Origin of the sequence: Pseudoxanthomonas sp. 22568 (genome assembly GCF_052044485.1) — a bacterium.
Lineage (GTDB): Bacteria > Pseudomonadota > Gammaproteobacteria > Xanthomonadales > Xanthomonadaceae > Pseudoxanthomonas_A > Pseudoxanthomonas_A beigongshangi.
The window spans coordinates 58010-74012 of record NZ_JBQENC010000001.1; the positions used below are offsets into that span (position 1 = coordinate 58010).

Genomic DNA, 16003 nt, shown 5'->3' on the forward strand with positions numbered 1-16003 from the left:
CAAGCCGGAACTCAGTTCAGCGGCCGCAGCAACAACAACAGGCACAGCGCGGCCATGAACACCGCCATCAGCGCATCCAGCACCCGCCAGGCCATCGGATTGCGGAACACCGGCAGCAACAGGCGTGCGCCGTAGCCGAGGGTCGAGAACCACGCCGCGCTGGCGAGGCAGGCACCCACCGCGAACGCGATCCGCGCCGAACCCGCATAGCGGGTGGACAGGCTGCCCAGCAGCACCATCGTGTCCAGGTAGACATGTGGATTGAGGAAGGTGAAGGCCAGACAGGCCAGCCACACCCGGCGCCCGTCGGCTTCCCCGCCGGTCGAAGGCGAGAGTGAGCCTGTGCCGTGCCAGGCGCGCCGCGCGGCCAGCCATCCGTAGACGCCCAGGAACGCCGCGCCGCCGTAGCGGAGCGCTTCCAGCAACGCCGGCCACTGCCGCGCCAGCGCGCCGATGCCGGCCACGCCACAGGCGATCAGCAGGATGTCGCCGAACATGCAGGTCAGCACGACCAGGCCGACGTGCCGGCGTTGCAGGCCCTGGCGCAGCACGAAAGCGTTCTGCGCGCCGATGGCCATGATCAGGCCGGCGCCGGCGACGAATCCGGCGGAGGCGGGGGCAAACAGCATGGTGGTGTTCCCTTGGGAGGGAGGGGAGCCTGTCGCGCCCGCTGGATTAAGGCAAACTGTTTTTACTCCACGTAATGAAGCAAATCTAATCAAGGCCATCGCCCATGGACCTCATCCATCCCCAACTGGCCGCCTTCGCCGCCGTACTGGAAGAAGGCAGCTTCGAAGCCGCGGCACGCCGCCTCTCGGTCACGCCTTCGGCCATCTCGCAGCGGATCAAGGCGCTGGAGGACCGCCTCGGCCAGGTAATCGTCGTGCGCCAGGCGCCATGCCGGCCCACGCCCGCCGGGGAAAAACTGCTGCGGCGCGTCCGGCCGATGCAGGCGCTGGAAGCCGAGGCGCTGGCGGACTTCCTGCCCGAGACCAGCGCGGCGCCAGCCACGCGCTCGATCGCCATCGCGGTGAACGACGATTCGCTGGAAACCTGGTTCATCGTCGCGCTGGCACGCCTGCACCAGCGCCACGGCTACCTGTTCGATGTGCGCGTGGACGATCAGGATCACACCCTGGAACTGCTGCGCGACGGCACCGTACTGGGCGCCGTCACCGCCGAAGCACGCGCGCTGCAGGGCTGCAATGTGCATCCGCTGGGCACCATGCGCTACTGCGCGATCGCCTCGCCAGACTTTGCCGCGCGGCATTTCCCGTCGGGCGTGGACGCCGCCTCGCTCGCGCGGGCGCCGATGGTGGTCTACAACCGCAAGGACGAGCTGCAGGCGCGCTTCGTCCGCCGCATCACCCGCGCGCGCATCGCCCCGCCCACGCATTACCTTCCCACGTCCACAGGTTTCGTGGACGCCGCCGCGCTCGGCCTGGGCTGGTGTCTGGCACCGGCCTCCATGGCCGCGCCCGCGTTGAAAGCGAAGGCGATCGTCAATATCGACCCGTCACGCTGGATCGACGTGCCGCTGTACTGGCAGCACGCGGCGGTGCGGTCCACCACGCTCAGGCAAATCAGCGATGCACTGCGCGAAGTGGCGGCGGAAACACTGCGCGGCTGACGAAACAGAACGAAGAGATCATCAGGCCGTCGCTATACTGCGTGCCCGACAAACCGGGCGTCGGACATCCGCCGCCCATCTCTGCCGAAGGAACCCGCGACATGCTGAAGATCTGGGGCCGCATCAATTCCTCCAACGTCCGCAAGGTGTTGTGGGCGGCGCGGGAACTGGGCCTGGCCCATGAATCCATCAATGCCGGCGGCGCGTTCGGCGTTGTGGATGGTCCGGAGTACCGGCGGAAAAATCCCAATGGCCGGGTGCCGATGATCGAGGATGGCGATTTCGTCCTTTGGGAATCCAACGCCATCGTCCGCTACCTGATGGCGCGGTACGGCACCGCGGATCTGTATGCGACGGATCCGATGGCGCGGGCGGTCGCGGACAAATGGATGGATTGGACCACCTCCACCTTCGCCGGGCCGTTCCGCACCGTGTTCTGGGGTGTCCTGCGTACCCCGCCCGAGCAGCAGGACTGGAATGCCATCCATGCCGCCATCCACGAAATCGACGAACTGCTGCGGATCCCCGAACAGGCGCTGGCCGGACAGCCCTACCTTTCCGGCGAACGTTTCGGCATGGGCGATATCCCGCTGGGCAGCTTCATCTACGCGTGGTTCGAGATGCCGATTGAGCGCGCGGCGACGCAGCATCTGTCCGCCTGGTATGAGCGTCTGAAGGCACGGCCCGCCTATCGGGCCGCGGTGATGACCGCGTTGACCTGACGCGCCAACGGAGCGCGCGAGGAAACCGGCATCCCGCGACAGTGTGGGGCGGATTCGTCCACGAATTACCCGTCACGACCAGCGGCGCGGATGCCGACGCCCGTTGATCCAGCCGCCCAGCCGGGTGGTGCGGACGAACAGCCCGTAGCTGCCCAGCAGCAATGCCAGCGCGATCAGCAGGACGGCGATGAACTTCAAGCCGGCCGGGCCGGGCACGCGCACGATCAGCACCTGCAGGGCCATCACCACCGGGATGTGTGCCAGGTAGATCCAGTAGGACGCGTCGGCCAGATAGCGACGGAAGGGATGTGCCTGCGCGAATGCCCGCAGCGCCGCGCCGGTGAGGCCGAAGGTCCAGCTCCACGCGCCCAGCGCGTAGAGCGCCGCGTATAGCCAGGTGCGCGGCTCCCGCGCGGCGGGGACCAGCACCACCTGGCCTCCCAGTAGTGCCACGCAGAACAGCGTGCATGCCGCCGCGATGACGAGCTGCGTTCGCCAGTGTCGCGCCAGTCCGGGCAGCAGATCGCGCCCGCGATGCAGCCACCAGCCGAACAGGAATGCGCTGCCGAAGGCGACGCACGCGGCCAGCGGGGGATACAGCGATTGATCCGGAGTGGGAATGCCGAAGAACGCGTACCACTTCGCCGTGGTCGCCAATGCGATCGCCAGCGGCAGGGCCAGCAACGCCGGTCCGGCGCGGGATGCCAGCACGCGGGCGACCGCGTCGCCCCATCGCAGCAGGACCGGCGAGAACGGCAGGCGGCCGATGACGGCGCGCAGCGCCAGCAGCACCGCGTAACAAAGCGTCAGCACATACAGGAACCACAAATGGGTCAGCGGAAACGTCTCCGGGGTGAGCGGTGGCGGAGGCGGCGACGGCGGCAGGGTGCCGCCGTTGTCCAGCATCGCGCCCAGCGCCAGCGCCGACACGATGCCGGTCATCACCAGCGGCCAGCCGGCCAGCAGGACCAGGGTGATGCGCCTGCCGCGATCGCGGATGAAACCGCCGGTTCCCAATCGTTCGCAAGCCAGCCGGCCGAAGAAGCCGGCCAGCAGGAAGAACAGCACCATCCGGAACATGTGCGGGATGTAGAAGCCCAGGCCGATCCAGGCGGAAGGATCCGGATCGTGGGCGATCCAGAACGCCTTCGCGCCCGGCATGAAAGCCATGCTGGCGTGGACCACCAGGCCCAGCAGCAGCGCGAGTCCGCGCACTGCGTCCAGGCCATGCAGGCGCTCGCCGTCGGCGAGAGAGGCGGGAAGTGAGGGGGACGACATGGCAGGGTTCCTTTTTCGGGACATGCGCGTCCCCGGCCCGCCGTGGGACGGCAGGAGCACGCGTGGAAACAGGGAATGACGCGGCACGCGGCCGCTGGGCGGATCAGCGGTCCGGCGGGTGGACGACGGATGGCATGGAGGCGATTCCGGATGAAGGTACGACCGTGATTCGCGCCGGGACGGAAAAAATCACGGCGCTCCGATGTTCAGCCCGAGCCTGTCCGTGGAGGGTGTGCCGGTATCGGTGGAGCTCCGCTTCACGGCATCGCGTGCCCCCATCCGCCCTTCGGGCACCTTCCCCCGCAAGCGGGGGAAGGGAGTTCTGGGAGTGCTTGGCGGAACGGGTGGTAGCCGCGATGATGGCGGCTGGAAATGAAGTGAAGCCTTGATGATTATCTCCACCGTTACCGAAGCGCTGTCCCAACTGTTCGACGGCCATGGCATCGCCCATGTGGTGGAGGGCGACTGGATCGCGCCGAACGGCGAGCTGCCGGCGATGCGCGCGGTCTGGCATCCAGGCGAAACGACCGGACGACTGGACGTGCACGTGGTGCTGCCGGACAAGACCATCGTCGAGGAGAACTTCGCCGGTATCGGCGAGGGCGAGGATGGGCTCAATGACGGATTGGCCAATTTCACCCGCAATTCCTTTCATGTGTTGCTGTCGGCGTTGTGGGGGCAGGCGGACGAGGAGCAGGTGACGGTGGAGACCTGGTCGATTGGCGACAGGGACTACGCCGCGCACATCGGCAACTTCGGCACGCGTGGTTCGGCGGGCATGCAGCCGCCGATACCTGACGGGCTGTTCGCGCGGCTGGAAGCTGCCATCCGCGCCGAGCCGTTGGCGGGGCATACGCACTGGTTCCGGTTTTTCTTCTGCAATCTCAATGGTGCGTTCACCGTTGAGGCCTTGCGCGAAAGCGAGCCGTGGGATGTGGGCGAACAGGCATTGGCGTCAGCGGGTTGGGCGGCGCAGGACGGGTACTACAGCGTCCGCCTGTTCCTGATGCTGCGGGCGGTCTGAGGGGGCCAAATCCCAGTCCTCGTCATTCCTGCGAACGCTGGAATCGTTCTTTGCGTGATGCCGCGGTATTCCAGTGGTTCCCACTCGCGCGAAAAAATGGGGCCCGGCGTTCGCCGGGACGACGGGGGACAGGCTTTCCCGCCACAACCGAGCGCCGGCTTGATTCAAATCAATTGCGAATCATTCTCATCAAGGTAGAATTGCCCCAATAGCCGCTGCGGACGCAGTCAGCCAACCCTCTTCATTCCAGGTTGGTTCCGTGTCCAGCATGCAACGGCGCGCTTTCGCGCGCACCCCGCTTTCCCTCTCCCTCGCCTCGCTTCTGGCATTGTCCGGCGCCGCCACGGCGCAGACCACGTTGCCGTCGGCGGGTGAGGCGGACGCCCCCGCGCCCACCACGCTCGATACCGTCCGGGTCAACGCCTACCGGACCACTTCCCACGCGCAAGGCGCGACCAAGACCGATACCACCATCGCCGAGACGCCGCAGTCGGTGTCGGTGATCGCGCGCGAGGAACTGGATGCGCGCGGCGTGCAGAACCTCAACGACGCCATGCGCTACGTGGCCGGTGTCAGCCTGGAAAGCACCGGTATCGACAACCGCGTCGACGATTTCCGCATCCGCGGCTTCGATGCCGGCAGCTGGAGCAACAACGTCACCCTCGACGGCATGCGCGCGCCGCAGGGCGGGCAGTGGAACCGGACCATGTTCGACAGCTGGAACCTGGAACGGGTGGAAGTGCTGAAGGGACCGTCCGCCGTGATGTACGGGCAGGTCGCCCCGGGCGGCATGGTCAACCAGGTCAGCAAGACCCCGCGGCCGGACGCGGAGCAGCAGCTGCGCATCGGCGTGGATGGTCACGGCCAGGCCAGCGCGGCGTTCGACGTCGGTGCGGGCAAGCAGGGCGATGCGCATCTGTTCCGCCTGGTCGGCCTGTATCGCGACGGCGACACACAGATCAAGCACACCGAACAGAAGCATGGCTTCCTCGCGCCGAGCTACAGCTGGCAGATCGCCGAGCGCACCCGCTTGACCCTGCTGGGCCTGTACCAGAAGGACGATGGTGGATCGACCTACCAGTTCCTGCCGATGGACGGCACCCTGCGACCGACCCGCTATGGCCGGATGAAGAACACCACCTTCATCGGCGAACCGGACTGGAACACCTTTGATCGCACCATCTGGACCGCCGGCTGGCTGTTCGAGCACGCCTTCAACGCGAACTGGACGGTGAGCCAGAGCGCGCGGCGCACGCATGTGGACTCGCTGTTCCGCACGGTGGTCACCAGTGGGGGCCTCAATCCCGATGGCCGTACCCAGAACCGGCGCGCGACCTGGGGCACGGGCGACTCGGATGGTGATACCGTCGATACCCGTCTGCAGGGCAAGTTCGACACCGGCGCGGCCTCGCACACGCTGCTGCTGGGCATGGACTGGCAGAAGGCCGATTGGGACGCCCAGCGTGGAGCGATGACCAATCCCGCGCCGATCAACATCTTCCGTCCGGTCTACACCGGTTACGTCCCGGTCACCCGCAGCATCAGCCTGTCGCGTGGCATCAACCGCCAGACCGGCGTGTACCTGCAGGACCAGATCGCGCTGGACAACTGGCGCTTCACTCTTGGTGGCCGCTACGACTGGACCAAGGACGACACCGCGACCGCCACCCACACCGTGGCCACCGGGGTTACCGGTCCGTGGACGCGCACGCAGCTGGACGCCGAGGCGTTCACCGGCCGCGCCGGCGTGGTGTACCTGTTCGACAACGGACTCACGCCGTACGTGAGCTACGCCGAGTCGTTCCAGCCGTCCACCACCAGCGTGTTGCAGAGTTTCACCCGCACGCCGTTCGATCCGATCACCGGAAAACAGTGGGAGGCGGGCCTGAAGTACCAGCCCGCCGGTTTCGATGGCCTGGTGACGTTGTCGGTGTACGACCTGCGCCAGCAGAACGTGCTGACCCAGGATCCGGATACCGCGCACAGCAACTGCGGTGCCACCGGCCAGGATCGCTGTTCCATCCAGGATGGCGAGGGCCGCGTGCGCGGCATCGAACTGGAAGGCCGCATCACCCCGCTGGAAGGCTTCAGCGTGATCGGCGCGGCGACCCGGATGGACTCGGAAATGACCCGCAGCGATCTCTACCAGGGCAAGCAGATCGCGATGGTGCCGGACTACACCGCTTCGCTGTGGGCGGATTACACCTTCCAGGGCGGTGCGCTGGGCGGACTGAGCTTGGCGGCGGGCGTGCGCTACAACGGCGAAAGCTACGGCGACAGCGCCAACGTGTACCGGATTCCCGCCTACACGCTGTTCGATGCGGCCCTGCGCTACGACCTGGGCGATCTCGGTGGCGTGCATACGCAGTTCAGCCTTAACGTCAGCAACCTGTCGGACAAACTGTACGTGTCGACCTGCGGTGGCATCTCTTCCTGTTACTACGGCAGCGGCCGCACGGTGACGGCGACGGCGAGGTTCAGCTGGTGAGGGCGCTGCTTGTCCTCATCGCGGCGGCGTTGCTGGCCACGGCGGCACCTGTCGTCGCGCAGCCGGACTTGAGCCGCCGCGTTGGCACCACCGTCGCCGATACGGGCGCGCCGGGATACCGCTTCGAACGCGTCATCCTGCCGGCCGAAGCAGGCGGGCAGGGATACCGGTTCAACCTCGCGATTCCGCTGGCGCCGCCACCCGCGACGGGCTATCCGGCGGTCTGGCTGCTGGACGGCAACGCGGCGCTGATGGAGACGCCGGCAACCCTGTTGCAGGCATTGGCGAAGGCACCTTCGCCGCCGCTGCTGGTGTTCGTCGCCCACGACAACGATCTGCGCATCGACAGCGCGGCGCGCGCGCATGATTACACCCCGCGCTTGCCTGGCGGGGAGGCCGCGCAGGTCGATCCGTTGGGGCGGCGCAACGGTGGCGCCGACGGTTTCCTCGACCTCCTCACCGGCGCCGCGCGCGAGCGCGTGCGCCAGGTGGTGCCACTGGACGATGCGCGGCAGGCGATCTGGGGACATTCCTACGGCGGCGTGTTCGTGTTGCATGCGCTGTTCTCGCGGCCGGGTGCGTTTGCCACCTATGCGGCGGTGGATCCTTCGTTGTGGTGGGGGGAGGGTTATCTGTTGAAGGAGGCCGGCAATGCTGCATCCGCCACGGCGGTGACGTTGTGGTTGGCGGCGGGTGAGAACGGCGCTGATGTCGCTTCGGGAAAAGCGCCCCCATCCCAGCCTTCCCCCGCAAGCGGGGGAAGGGGCGAAAACGGGATGCCCAATGACTCCCTCCCCCGCCTGCGGGGGAGGGCCGGGGTGGGGGCCACCGAAGCCGAACCCCGACCCGCAAACGCCGACCGACCGGATCACGCCCCGATGCGGCGCGCACGCGACGCGGTACCACCGGGCGCGGCGAAGGATCTGGTGGAACGGCAACGGGCGCGTGGCGTGGAAGCGCGCTACGTCCCGCTGCCGGGTCTTTCGCACGGACAGACGCTGGGCGCGTCATTGCCATTGTTCCTGCCCGCGTTCGCAGGCATTGCACCGCCATGAATCCCATCCTGATCGCACTGGCCGCGGGTACCGGCATCGCCGGTGCCGCGCTGCTTTACCTGGCCTCGCCGCAACAGGCGTGGCGCGCCGCCGGGCCGTGGCCGGCGCGTGCGCGCGGCTGGCCGGGCGGCCTGTGCCTGCTGATCTCGCTGCTGGCGCTGTTGCAATTGCTGGGCGCGCTCGCCGCCACGTTCACCTGGCTGACCCTGCTGATGCTGGTGTGGTCGCTGATGCCGTTCCTCGGCGCATGGCGCGCGCGCAACCGCAAGAGGGCGGCGCGATGAGCCGGGCCGCGCCGAAACTGCAGAGCCGGCATTGGCTGGGCAAGAGTTGCGCGGGCCTGCTGCTGGGCTTCGGTTTGGCGCTGGCGCTGTCGGGCCTGTTTGCCTGGTGGGGACCGGGCGGCATCGCCGGCGGGCCGGGCAAGCTGCAATTCAACATGTGGCTGATGGCGCCTATCTGGGCGGTCGTGCTGGGTTTCGTGTTCCTGTTCCGCACCCCGTTGCGCGCGTGGCTGTGGCTGTCACTGGCCAACGCGCTGGCGTTCGGCCTGCTGCATGCCAGCCGCGGGCTGCTGGGCTGACTCCTTCCACCGGTTTTTCGCATGCGCATCCGCAACGACATCATCAAGGTCTACAAGGACGTCCATATCTGGGTGGGCGTCCTCAGTGGGCTGTGCCTGTTCATCGCGTTCTATGCCGGCGCGCTGACCATGTTCGAAAAACCGATCGAGCGCTGGGCCAGTCCACCGAGCCAACTCGCGCCCGCCGTGCCGCTGGAAAGGGCGCCCGAACTCGTCGCCGCCACTGTCGCCGCACATCCGGAAGCCGCGCGCGACTACGAAATCCGCGTCACGCCCACCCCGGACATGCCGGCGCGGATGCTGTGGCACGTGCGAGGCGAGCGCCGTGGCGAGGTCGCCAGCTTCGCCGCGTCGCTGGATGGCGACGGCCATCTGCGGACCCAGGCGCTGGAGAAGGCCGAAGTCGCCGAATGGATCGACGTCCTGCACCAGCAGGTCGGCCTGCCGTTCCCGCACGAAGTGGCGATGCCGATCATGGGCGTCATCGCGCTGCTGTACTGCATGGCGCTGGTGTCCGGCGTGATCGTCCTGCTGCCGACCCTGGTCAAGGATCTGTTCGCGCTGCGCATTGGCCACAACCTCAAGCGCATGTGGCTGGACGCGCACAACGCGCTGGGTATCCTGAGTCTGCCATTCCACATCGTGATGGCGCTCACCGCCGTGGTGTTCGCCTTCCACGACCAGTTCTACGATCTGCAGGAACGGGCGGTGTATCCGACCGCGATCGAATGGGGCAGGGAGCCGCCTCCGGAACGGCCACCCGGCGCACAGGTACTGGCGCCGGCCGAGCTGGTAAGGCAGGCGCGGTTGCAGGCGCCGGGCTTCGAGGTGCTGGCGGTGAACTACCAGAGCCGTGGCGGGGTGACCCAGGTGCGGCTGGAGGGCGTGGATCCGCGCCATCCGATCCGTGGCCGCGTCTCCACCCTGGTCGGCGCCAATCCCTATACCGGTGAACTGCACCGCGACGACATTCCCGGGCGCCATGCGGGCTACGAAACCGCGATCGCCAGCTTCTTCAGCCTGCACTTCGGCAACTTCGGTGGCCTGCCCGTGCGTTGGGCCTATTTCCTGCTGGGCCTGGCCGGGGCGATGCTGTTCTACACCGGCAACGTGCTTTGGCTGGAGTCGCGGCGCAGGAAGGAACGTGGCCAGGGCATCGTCGCGCAGCGCCGTTCGAGCCGGGTGATGGCCTGCCTGACCGTGGGCGTGGCGCTGGGTTGCGTGGCCGGCATCTCCGCCACGCTCGCCGCGGCCAAATGGATGCCGGGGCGCGTCGAGGATCCGGCGCTGTGGCATCGCATCGTCTACTACGCGGTGTTCCTGGGGACGATCGGATGGGCGTTCCTGCGTGGCGCCGGTCGCGCGTCGTCGGAACTGGCGCTGTTCGCCGCGGCGACCACCCTGCTGATTCCGCTCAGCAGTCTGGCCGGTCGTTGGCATCTGGGGGGCGCGTGGTTCCCGCCGGGCGTTCTGCCATGGGTGGATGGCATCGCGTTGCTGGGAGCCGGCGCGCTGATGCTGATGGCGCTGCATGCACGACGGCGCGCGCGCTTCGGTCCGCGTGACAGCGTGTGGGCCGGGCCGGACGCTGGCGCCCTGGTGGCATCACCGGAACCTCTCGCATCGGAGTAGCCATTCCGCGCGACAGGCATGTCCGGGGCCACTACGGCAAGGCGATGCGAAGAAAGGGAACCTCCATTGCCTTGCGCCGCGCAAAGCGCTGGAGGACGGCGCGCTACCGCGGGTGCTGAACGGCGTAGCGTTCCTGGACGAAACCATTTTCGGAATGCGTTGCCGCGATCAGGCGCAGGTTTTGTTCGGGGACATCGGCACCGAACAGCGGTATGCCATTGCCCAGCAGCAGTGGGACGCGGGTGATGGTCAGCTCATCGATCAGTCTGGCCCGCAGGAAGCGTTGCACGGTGTTGCCGCCGTCGATATATAGATGGCGGCATCCTTCTTCGGCCAGTCGCCGGGTGATTTCTTCCGGTGAACCGCTCATCCATCGCACGTCGGCGGGCTGGCCGGCGGAGGTGTCAGGCGGTCGCGACGACAGCACGACGACCGGCAGGGCGCCATAGGGCCACTCTGGTAAGGTGCGGACCTTGTCGTAGGTATGACGTCCCATCACCAGGACGTCGACATCGGCGATGAAGGCTTCGTAGCTGAGCCCGTTGAGCAGGGAGACGGCGTATTCGGGGCGCAGCAGCCAATCGATATCGCCATCCGCTCCGGCAATGTAGCCGTCCACGCTGGTGGCGATGTAGACCGAACACTTCATCACGCCAGATCCCCACGATGGACCAGATGGATCTTGTTGCCATCGGGATCGCGCAGGTAGGCGCCGAAATAGCCTTTGCCGTAGTGCGGGCGCTCACCGGGCTCGCCTTCACTTCTGCCACCCGCCAGCAGGCCGGCGGCATAAGCCTGCCGCACCTGCTGCTCATCACCGGCGAGGAATGCCAGCATGCTGCCGTTGCCTGCGCTGGCGGGCTGCCGATCGAACGGTTGATAGGCATAGAACCGGGGCAATGCCTGGCCCGGCTTGATCCAGCAGCGGGCCGCGGGGCCACCATCCGGTATCACTTCACGCTGCCGCAAACCCAGCGGCAACAGGATCGCGTCGTAGAACGCGGCCGCGGCATCCAGATCGCTGACACCGACGGTAACGTGGCTGAACATGGAACCTCTTCCGGGAACGGTGATTTTTTGTGGGCGGAAACAGTATCAGCGTTGCCGGTGAATGGACAGTTTGGACGGCATCGATCATCTGCCGAGTGCACGATGATCGAATGTCGACGATCAGGACAACCGCCGGGCGATGCCGATCATGGCTGCGGCAACAGGGACGGCTTATTCCGCCGACCACTGGAAACACAGCAGGAAGCCATCCGGATCGCTGACGTACAACTGCTTCATCCCATACGGCGCCACCTTGGGGGGCTCCACGTCGACACCGCGCTCCCGCAACTGCCGGTAGGCCGCGTCCGGATCGGGGCAACCGAAGTAGAGGCAGACGTCGCGATGCTGCGACAGGCGTGCGGGATCCGGCGATGCCGGCCGGTCATCCGCCTCGTATGCCGTGTTCAGCATCAGCTCCGCCTCGCCCAGCCGCAGCAATCCCCAGTCGAACCGGTCGCCCTCGCGTGCCGAGGTCTGGACGATCTCGAACCCCAGCACGTCGCGATAGAAGCGGACCGAGGTCGGCATGTCGAAAACCTGCAGCAAGGCGCACACGCCACGCACTTCGATGCTCATGATGTTCTCCAGCGGCGGTCATGTCCGTGTTCCCGGCGGCGGACGAGCGGGACCGGTCCGCGGACGGTGGCGTCGCAGTATCGCACCGTCCGCGGCGCAGCATTCTGCTAGATTCACCGGCCTCCCGACACGCTGGTGTCCGCATGGCCCGCATCGCCGTCGTCTCCGACATCCATGGCAACCTCGCCGCACTGGAGGCGGTGGCGGCGGACATCCGCCGCCGTGACGTGGCGCGGGTGGTCAACCTGGGCGACAACCTGTCCGGGCCGCTGCTGCCGCGCGAGACCGCCCGCTTCCTGATGGATTCCGGCTGGCTGTCGCTGGCCGGCAACCATGAGCGCCAGATCCTGGAACTGCTGCGGAACGGACGAGGCGGGGAATCGGATCGCCACGCGGCTTCGCAACTGGGCGAGGCGGAACTGGACTGGTTGCGCTCGCTGGAGTCCTGCGTGCGCGTGGACGACGAGTTGTTGCTGTGCCACGGAACCCCGCGCAGCGATTGCGAACACCTGCTGGAAACGGTGGTGGGGCCGGGGACGCGGATGGCCTCGGCGGAGGAAGTGGTTCGGCGCCTGGCGGGCGAAACCGCTCCCGTCATTGCGTGCGGGCACACCCATGTGCCGCGCGCGCTGCGTACGCCGGCCGGGCAACTGCTGTTCAATCCCGGCAGCGTCGGCCTGCAGGCGTATCGCGACGATCATCCTGTGCCCTATGTGGTCGAAAACGGTTCACCGGACGCGCGCTACGCGATCCTGGAGAAGGGCGCGCATGGTTGGCAGGTGGAGCACATCGCCTTGCCCTATGACCACCTCGCGATGGCCCGGCTGGCGCGCAAACGCGGGCGACCGGAATGGGAGCGAGCGCTGCTGACCGGCTACGTCCCGGAGTGATGTGGCCCGCTCTCAGGGCCGGACGCGCGACACCCGGCTGATGCCGATGCCTGCGGCTCCCTGCAGGGTCGCCAGCGCGAGATCACGCAGGCGCGGGGTGCGCGAGGCCACGCCGTCACGGGGAATTTCCAGCGCGTATTCGCGCGCGTGCGCATCCATCGCGGTCGCCAGGATGCAGGCGTCGGCGGCGATGCCGGTGAGCACCAGCCGGCGCACGCCCAGTTTCGCCAGCAAAAGCGCCAATGGGGTGCACAGGAAGGCCGAATGCTTGGGCTTGAGGACGTAGTAGTCCTCGGGTCCCGGGCGCAGGCGTTCGGCGATTTCGGCGCCGGGCGCGCGCGGATGCGCGCAGATCGCGACGAGTTCCTTGAAGTCGGCCTGCCAGTGCATGAAATTGTCGTTGACGTAGACGACCGGCGCGCCAGCCTGGTGGAAGCGCTGCTTGAGCGCCTGCAGGCGACGCGCCAGCGGCCGGGCCTGGCGCGCCAGGGCCGCACCGCCCGGAAAGTCGAACAAGTTGATCATGTCGATGATCAGCAGCGCGGCGGGCGCAGGCGGAGTGGAAAGGCGCGAAACCAAGCGGTGTCTCCGGTGGCATCTGCCCGCAGCATCGTTCGGGCGATGCCAGCGGCACGTGAAGGCGCGCGCTTTTCACCCGTCCGTGATGGTGCCGACCCTAGGTTGGAAGCACACCCGCATGGAGAGTAGGGCATGCACCGCAGCCGCCTGGCACAACTGGTCATCGATTGCCGGCAGCCGGAACTGGATGCCGCGGCCGGGTTCTGGTCCGGCGCGCTGGGCCAGCCATGGCGGCGCCTGCCGGATCCGAACGATGGCCATTATCGACAGCTCGACACCGCGCCCGGCCAGCCGGGCATCCTGTTGCAGGCGGTCCGGCATCCCAGCCGCGTCCACCTGGACATCGAATCGACCGATGTGGAAGCGGAAGTGCGCCGGCTGGAAGCGCTCGGCGCGCGGCGGGTCGCGCAGGTCCGGGACTGGTGGGTGATGCAGGCGCCGACCGGACACCGCTTCTGCGTGCTGCGCCAGCAGCGCGACGACCTGCCGAAAGAAGGCCATCGATGGCCATGAACCGGCGACGCACGCTGGCCGTGGCGACATTCAACGTCAACGGCATCCGCACCCGCCTGCCGCATCTGATCGCATGGCTGCGGCGGGAGACACCAGACGTGGCCTGCCTGCAGGAACTAAAGGCGGTGGACGAAGGCTTCCCACGCGCGGAACTGGAAGCGGAGGGTTATCACGCGCGCTGGGTGGGCCAGCGCTCCTGGAATGGCGTGGCGGTGCTGACCCGCGGCGAAGCGTCCACGGAGGTGCGCCGCAGCCTGCCGGGCGATCCCGGCGACAGCCACGCGCGCTATCTGGAAGTCGATGCCTTCGACCTGCGCGTGGCCTGCCTGTACCTGCCCAATGGAAATCCACAACCGGGACCGAAGTTCGACTACAAGCTCAAGTGGTTCGATCGCTTCATCCGCCACGCGCGCAAGCTGTACGCGCTGGAACAGCCGGTGGTGATGGCCGGCGACTACAACGTGGTGCCCACCGACGAGGACATCTACAACCCGCGTTCCTGGCGAAAGGACGCGTTGCTGCAACCGGAAAGCCGGGAGCGCTACGCGAAGCTGCTGGAGACGGGCTGGGTCGACGCGCTTCGCGAGCGGCATCCGGAGAAGCGCGTCTATACGTTCTGGGACTATTTCCGCCAGCACTGGGAGCGCGACGCCGGACTGCGCATCGATCACCTGCTGCTGAATCCGCCGGCCGCCATGCGCCTGAAGGAGGCGGGCGTGGACCGCTGGGTGCGCGGGCTGCCCAAGCCCAGCGATCACGCGCCGACCTGGATCCGGATGACCCGGCCCGCCAAACTGCGGAAAAAGGCCGGCGCCTGAAACCTCAGACTTGGCGCGCGTTGAAGCGGACCTGCCCGATCTCCGAACGCGGCGGCGCGCCGAACAGGCGCTTGTATTCGCGGCTGAACTGCGACGGGCTTTCGTAGCCGACCCGATGCGCGGCGGCGACCGCGTCGATGCCGTCGGCCAGCATCAGCCGGCGCGCCTCGTGCAGGCGCAGCTGTTTCTGGAATTGCAGCGGCGAGAGCGTGGTGACCGCCTTGAACTGGTGATGCAGCGACGAGGTGCTCATGTGCACGGACTGCGCCAGTTCCTCGATGTTGAGCGGATGCAGGAAGCGTTGGCGCAGGTGCGCGACCGCGCGCGAGATGCGGTGCGAGCGGGTGTCGGCGGCGGCGATCTCGCGCAGGCTGTGGCCGAGGTCGCCGACCAGCACGCGGTAGAAGATCTCGCGGATCGCCAGCGGCGCCAGCACCGGCAGATCCGCCGGGGTGTCGAGCAGGCGCATCAGCCGCAGTACCGCATCCAGTAACGGGGTCGTCACCTTGGCGGCATAGAGTCCGGGGTCCAGGCGGTTGGACGTGGGCTGCGGGCCGGCGTCCAGCATCAGCGAGGCGATCACCGCCGGGTCGATGTCCAGGCGCAGCGACAGGTAGGGCTTCTCCGGTGTGGCTTCGATGACCTGGCCGATCATCGGCAGGGTCACCGACACCACCAGGTAGTTGAGCGGGTCATAGCGGTAGGTCTGCCCGGCCAGGGTCGATTCCTTGCTGCCCTGGGCGACGATGCACAGGCGCGGTTCGTAGACCGTGGGAATGCACGGCGTCGGCGAATTGCGCCGCATCAGGTGCAGTTGCGGGATGACGGTGGCGTGGCTGCCGTCGGAGGTTGCCAATTGGGCAATCCGATCCGCCAGTTCGGCCTTCGCCGCGCAGGTCGCGCGCTGGGCGAGGGTATCCGCGGAAGTATTGGCGCTCATGGCGATGCGTGGGGGTGGGGGTAGGCCGATTATTCGGAACCCGGCGCGGCGGTGCAAAGCCCGGGCGGCGGTTTTGCAGAAATAGGCAAGCATTGGACAGCAATGTACTAACCAGTGCGCCGATGAGCCGACTAACGTAAAGGCCCCCCACCGGATGAGGCGCCCGCGCGCCTCGCGACGCGGGTCGGTGCCCGCTCGCCAGCGGCACCGCCCGCGTACCGGCTT

At 67.4% G+C, this 16003-nt stretch carries 18 protein-coding genes; 11 read left to right on the forward strand and 7 right to left on the reverse strand.

What is annotated here, in order from left to right; all coding sequences use genetic code 11:
• Positions 1-11: 11 nt before the first annotated feature.
• On the reverse strand, positions 12-629 hold the full coding sequence (locus ACTJI2_RS00345; RefSeq protein ID WP_440840716.1) for a LysE/ArgO family amino acid transporter: 618 nt from the start codon (positions 627-629) through the stop codon (positions 12-14).
• Positions 630-733: 104 nt separating this feature from the next.
• Here ACTJI2_RS00345 and ACTJI2_RS00350 point away from each other — a divergent pair, with 104 nt between their 5' ends.
• A complete protein-coding gene (locus tag ACTJI2_RS00350) occupies positions 734-1630 on the forward strand; it encodes a LysR family transcriptional regulator ArgP (RefSeq protein WP_203322935.1) in 897 nt (298 codons plus the stop codon).
• Between the two features lie 101 nt (positions 1631-1731).
• Entirely contained in the window at positions 1732-2352 is a 621-nt protein-coding gene (locus tag ACTJI2_RS00355) for a glutathione S-transferase family protein (protein WP_440840717.1), read from the forward strand.
• A gap of 72 nt (positions 2353-2424) precedes the next feature.
• Here the strand turns inward: ACTJI2_RS00355 and ACTJI2_RS00360 are convergent, their stop codons facing one another.
• Complete coding sequence (locus ACTJI2_RS00360) at positions 2425-3630, reverse strand: acyltransferase family protein (RefSeq protein ID WP_440840718.1); 1206 nt, start codon at positions 3628-3630, stop codon at positions 2425-2427.
• 388 nt (positions 3631-4018) lie between these two features.
• On the opposite strand from ACTJI2_RS00360, the gene ACTJI2_RS00365 reads away from it, so the two are divergent.
• The 6 genes from ACTJI2_RS00365 to ACTJI2_RS00390 all read left to right on the forward strand — a co-directional run bounded on the left by ACTJI2_RS00365 (position 4019) and on the right by ACTJI2_RS00390 (position 10412).
• Positions 4019-4654 (forward strand): DUF6348 family protein, encoded by a 636-nt coding sequence (locus ACTJI2_RS00365; protein ID WP_440840719.1) that lies wholly within the window; start codon positions 4019-4021, stop codon positions 4652-4654.
• A 268-nt stretch (positions 4655-4922) separates the two neighbouring features.
• Positions 4923-7142: a TonB-dependent siderophore receptor gene (locus ACTJI2_RS00370; RefSeq protein ID WP_440840720.1), complete on the forward strand. Its 2220-nt coding sequence runs from the start codon at positions 4923-4925 to the stop codon at positions 7140-7142.
• 68 nt (positions 7143-7210) lie between these two features.
• Positions 7211-8197: an alpha/beta hydrolase-fold protein gene (locus tag ACTJI2_RS00375; RefSeq protein ID WP_440840721.1), complete on the forward strand. Its 987-nt coding sequence runs from the start codon at positions 7211-7213 to the stop codon at positions 8195-8197.
• Complete coding sequence (locus ACTJI2_RS00380; protein ID WP_183637908.1) at positions 8194-8481, forward strand: hypothetical protein; 288 nt, start codon at positions 8194-8196, stop codon at positions 8479-8481. The genes ACTJI2_RS00375 and ACTJI2_RS00380 overlap by 4 nt, the downstream gene beginning before the upstream one ends.
• Positions 8478-8780, forward strand: coding sequence for a hypothetical protein (locus ACTJI2_RS00385; RefSeq protein WP_440840722.1), 303 nt, complete (start codon positions 8478-8480; stop codon positions 8778-8780). Before ACTJI2_RS00380 ends, ACTJI2_RS00385 begins: the two co-directional genes overlap by 4 nt.
• Positions 8781-8801: 21 nt before the next feature.
• The gene (locus ACTJI2_RS00390; RefSeq protein WP_440840723.1) at positions 8802-10412 is read left to right on the forward strand and encodes a PepSY-associated TM helix domain-containing protein; all 1611 of its coding nucleotides are present in this window, start codon (positions 8802-8804) and stop codon (positions 10410-10412) included.
• Positions 10413-10515: 103 nt separating this feature from the next.
• On the opposite strand, the gene ACTJI2_RS00395 is transcribed toward ACTJI2_RS00390, so the two are convergent.
• The 3 genes from ACTJI2_RS00395 to ACTJI2_RS00405 all read right to left on the reverse strand — a co-directional run bounded on the left by ACTJI2_RS00395 (position 10516) and on the right by ACTJI2_RS00405 (position 12038).
• The gene (locus ACTJI2_RS00395; RefSeq protein WP_318287447.1) at positions 10516-11061 is read right to left on the reverse strand and encodes a dihydrofolate reductase family protein; all 546 of its coding nucleotides are present in this window, start codon (positions 11059-11061) and stop codon (positions 10516-10518) included.
• Complete coding sequence (locus ACTJI2_RS00400) at positions 11061-11462, reverse strand: VOC family protein (protein ID WP_192199417.1); 402 nt, start codon at positions 11460-11462, stop codon at positions 11061-11063. Before ACTJI2_RS00400 ends, ACTJI2_RS00395 begins: the two co-directional genes overlap by 1 nt.
• A 171-nt stretch (positions 11463-11633) precedes the next feature.
• On the reverse strand, positions 11634-12038 hold the full coding sequence (locus tag ACTJI2_RS00405; protein WP_318287446.1) for a VOC family protein: 405 nt from the start codon (positions 12036-12038) through the stop codon (positions 11634-11636).
• 143 nt (positions 12039-12181) lie between these two features.
• Here ACTJI2_RS00405 and ACTJI2_RS00410 point away from each other — a divergent pair, with 143 nt between their 5' ends.
• On the forward strand, positions 12182-12928 hold the full coding sequence (locus tag ACTJI2_RS00410) for a metallophosphoesterase family protein (protein ID WP_318287445.1): 747 nt from the start codon (positions 12182-12184) through the stop codon (positions 12926-12928).
• Positions 12929-12940: 12 nt separating this feature from the next.
• Here the strand turns inward: ACTJI2_RS00410 and ACTJI2_RS00415 are convergent, their stop codons facing one another.
• Positions 12941-13507 carry a cysteine hydrolase family protein gene (locus ACTJI2_RS00415; RefSeq protein ID WP_225562522.1) on the reverse strand — a complete coding sequence of 189 codons (567 nt, stop codon included), beginning with the start codon at positions 13505-13507 and terminating at the stop codon, positions 12941-12943.
• Positions 13508-13639: 132 nt separating this feature from the next.
• Between ACTJI2_RS00415 and ACTJI2_RS00420 the strand changes: the two genes are divergently transcribed.
• Together ACTJI2_RS00420 and xth are read left to right on the forward strand one after the other, a co-directional pair.
• Positions 13640-14020, forward strand: coding sequence for a VOC family protein (locus tag ACTJI2_RS00420; protein WP_203322924.1), 381 nt, complete (start codon positions 13640-13642; stop codon positions 14018-14020).
• Entirely contained in the window at positions 14017-14838 is an 822-nt protein-coding gene (gene xth, locus ACTJI2_RS00425; RefSeq protein WP_225562523.1) for an exodeoxyribonuclease III, read from the forward strand. The genes ACTJI2_RS00420 and xth overlap by 4 nt, the downstream gene beginning before the upstream one ends.
• A gap of 4 nt (positions 14839-14842) precedes the next feature.
• On the opposite strand, the gene ACTJI2_RS00430 is transcribed toward xth, so the two are convergent.
• Positions 14843-15778: an AraC family transcriptional regulator gene (locus tag ACTJI2_RS00430; RefSeq protein WP_183637886.1), complete on the reverse strand. Its 936-nt coding sequence runs from the start codon at positions 15776-15778 to the stop codon at positions 14843-14845.
• Between the last annotated feature and the right edge of the window lie 225 nt (positions 15779-16003).

Excerpts from the sequence above, each read along its gene's own strand:
- ACTJI2_RS00395 (WP_318287447.1), bottom strand. The coding sequence starts at position 11,061 with ATGAAGTGTTCGGTCTACATCGCCACCAGCGTGGACGGCTACATTGCC.
- ACTJI2_RS00345 (WP_440840716.1), bottom strand. The coding sequence starts at position 629 with ATGCTGTTTGCCCCCGCCTCCGCCGGATTCGTCGCCGGCGCCGGCCTG.
- ACTJI2_RS00355 (WP_440840717.1), top strand. The coding sequence starts at position 1,732 with ATGCTGAAGATCTGGGGCCGCATCAATTCCTCCAACGTCCGCAAGGTG.
- ACTJI2_RS00390 (WP_440840723.1), top strand. The coding sequence starts at position 8,802 with ATGCGCATCCGCAACGACATCATCAAGGTCTACAAGGACGTCCATATC.
- ACTJI2_RS00410 (WP_318287445.1), top strand. The coding sequence starts at position 12,182 with ATGGCCCGCATCGCCGTCGTCTCCGACATCCATGGCAACCTCGCCGCA.
- ACTJI2_RS00365 (WP_440840719.1), top strand. The coding sequence starts at position 4,019 with ATGATTATCTCCACCGTTACCGAAGCGCTGTCCCAACTGTTCGACGGC.
- ACTJI2_RS00405 (WP_318287446.1), bottom strand. The coding sequence starts at position 12,038 with ATGAGCATCGAAGTGCGTGGCGTGTGCGCCTTGCTGCAGGTTTTCGAC.
- ACTJI2_RS00430 (WP_183637886.1), bottom strand. The coding sequence starts at position 15,778 with ATGAGCGCCAATACTTCCGCGGATACCCTCGCCCAGCGCGCGACCTGC.
- ACTJI2_RS00400 (WP_192199417.1), bottom strand. The coding sequence starts at position 11,462 with ATGTTCAGCCACGTTACCGTCGGTGTCAGCGATCTGGATGCCGCGGCC.
- ACTJI2_RS00360 (WP_440840718.1), bottom strand. The coding sequence starts at position 3,630 with ATGTCGTCCCCCTCACTTCCCGCCTCTCTCGCCGACGGCGAGCGCCTG.
- ACTJI2_RS00380 (WP_183637908.1), top strand. The coding sequence starts at position 8,194 with ATGAATCCCATCCTGATCGCACTGGCCGCGGGTACCGGCATCGCCGGT.
- ACTJI2_RS00420 (WP_203322924.1), top strand. The coding sequence starts at position 13,640 with ATGCACCGCAGCCGCCTGGCACAACTGGTCATCGATTGCCGGCAGCCG.
- ACTJI2_RS00350 (WP_203322935.1), top strand. The coding sequence starts at position 734 with ATGGACCTCATCCATCCCCAACTGGCCGCCTTCGCCGCCGTACTGGAA.
- xth (WP_225562523.1), top strand. The coding sequence starts at position 14,017 with ATGAACCGGCGACGCACGCTGGCCGTGGCGACATTCAACGTCAACGGC.
- ACTJI2_RS00370 (WP_440840720.1), top strand. The coding sequence starts at position 4,923 with ATGCAACGGCGCGCTTTCGCGCGCACCCCGCTTTCCCTCTCCCTCGCC.
- ACTJI2_RS00385 (WP_440840722.1), top strand. The coding sequence starts at position 8,478 with ATGAGCCGGGCCGCGCCGAAACTGCAGAGCCGGCATTGGCTGGGCAAG.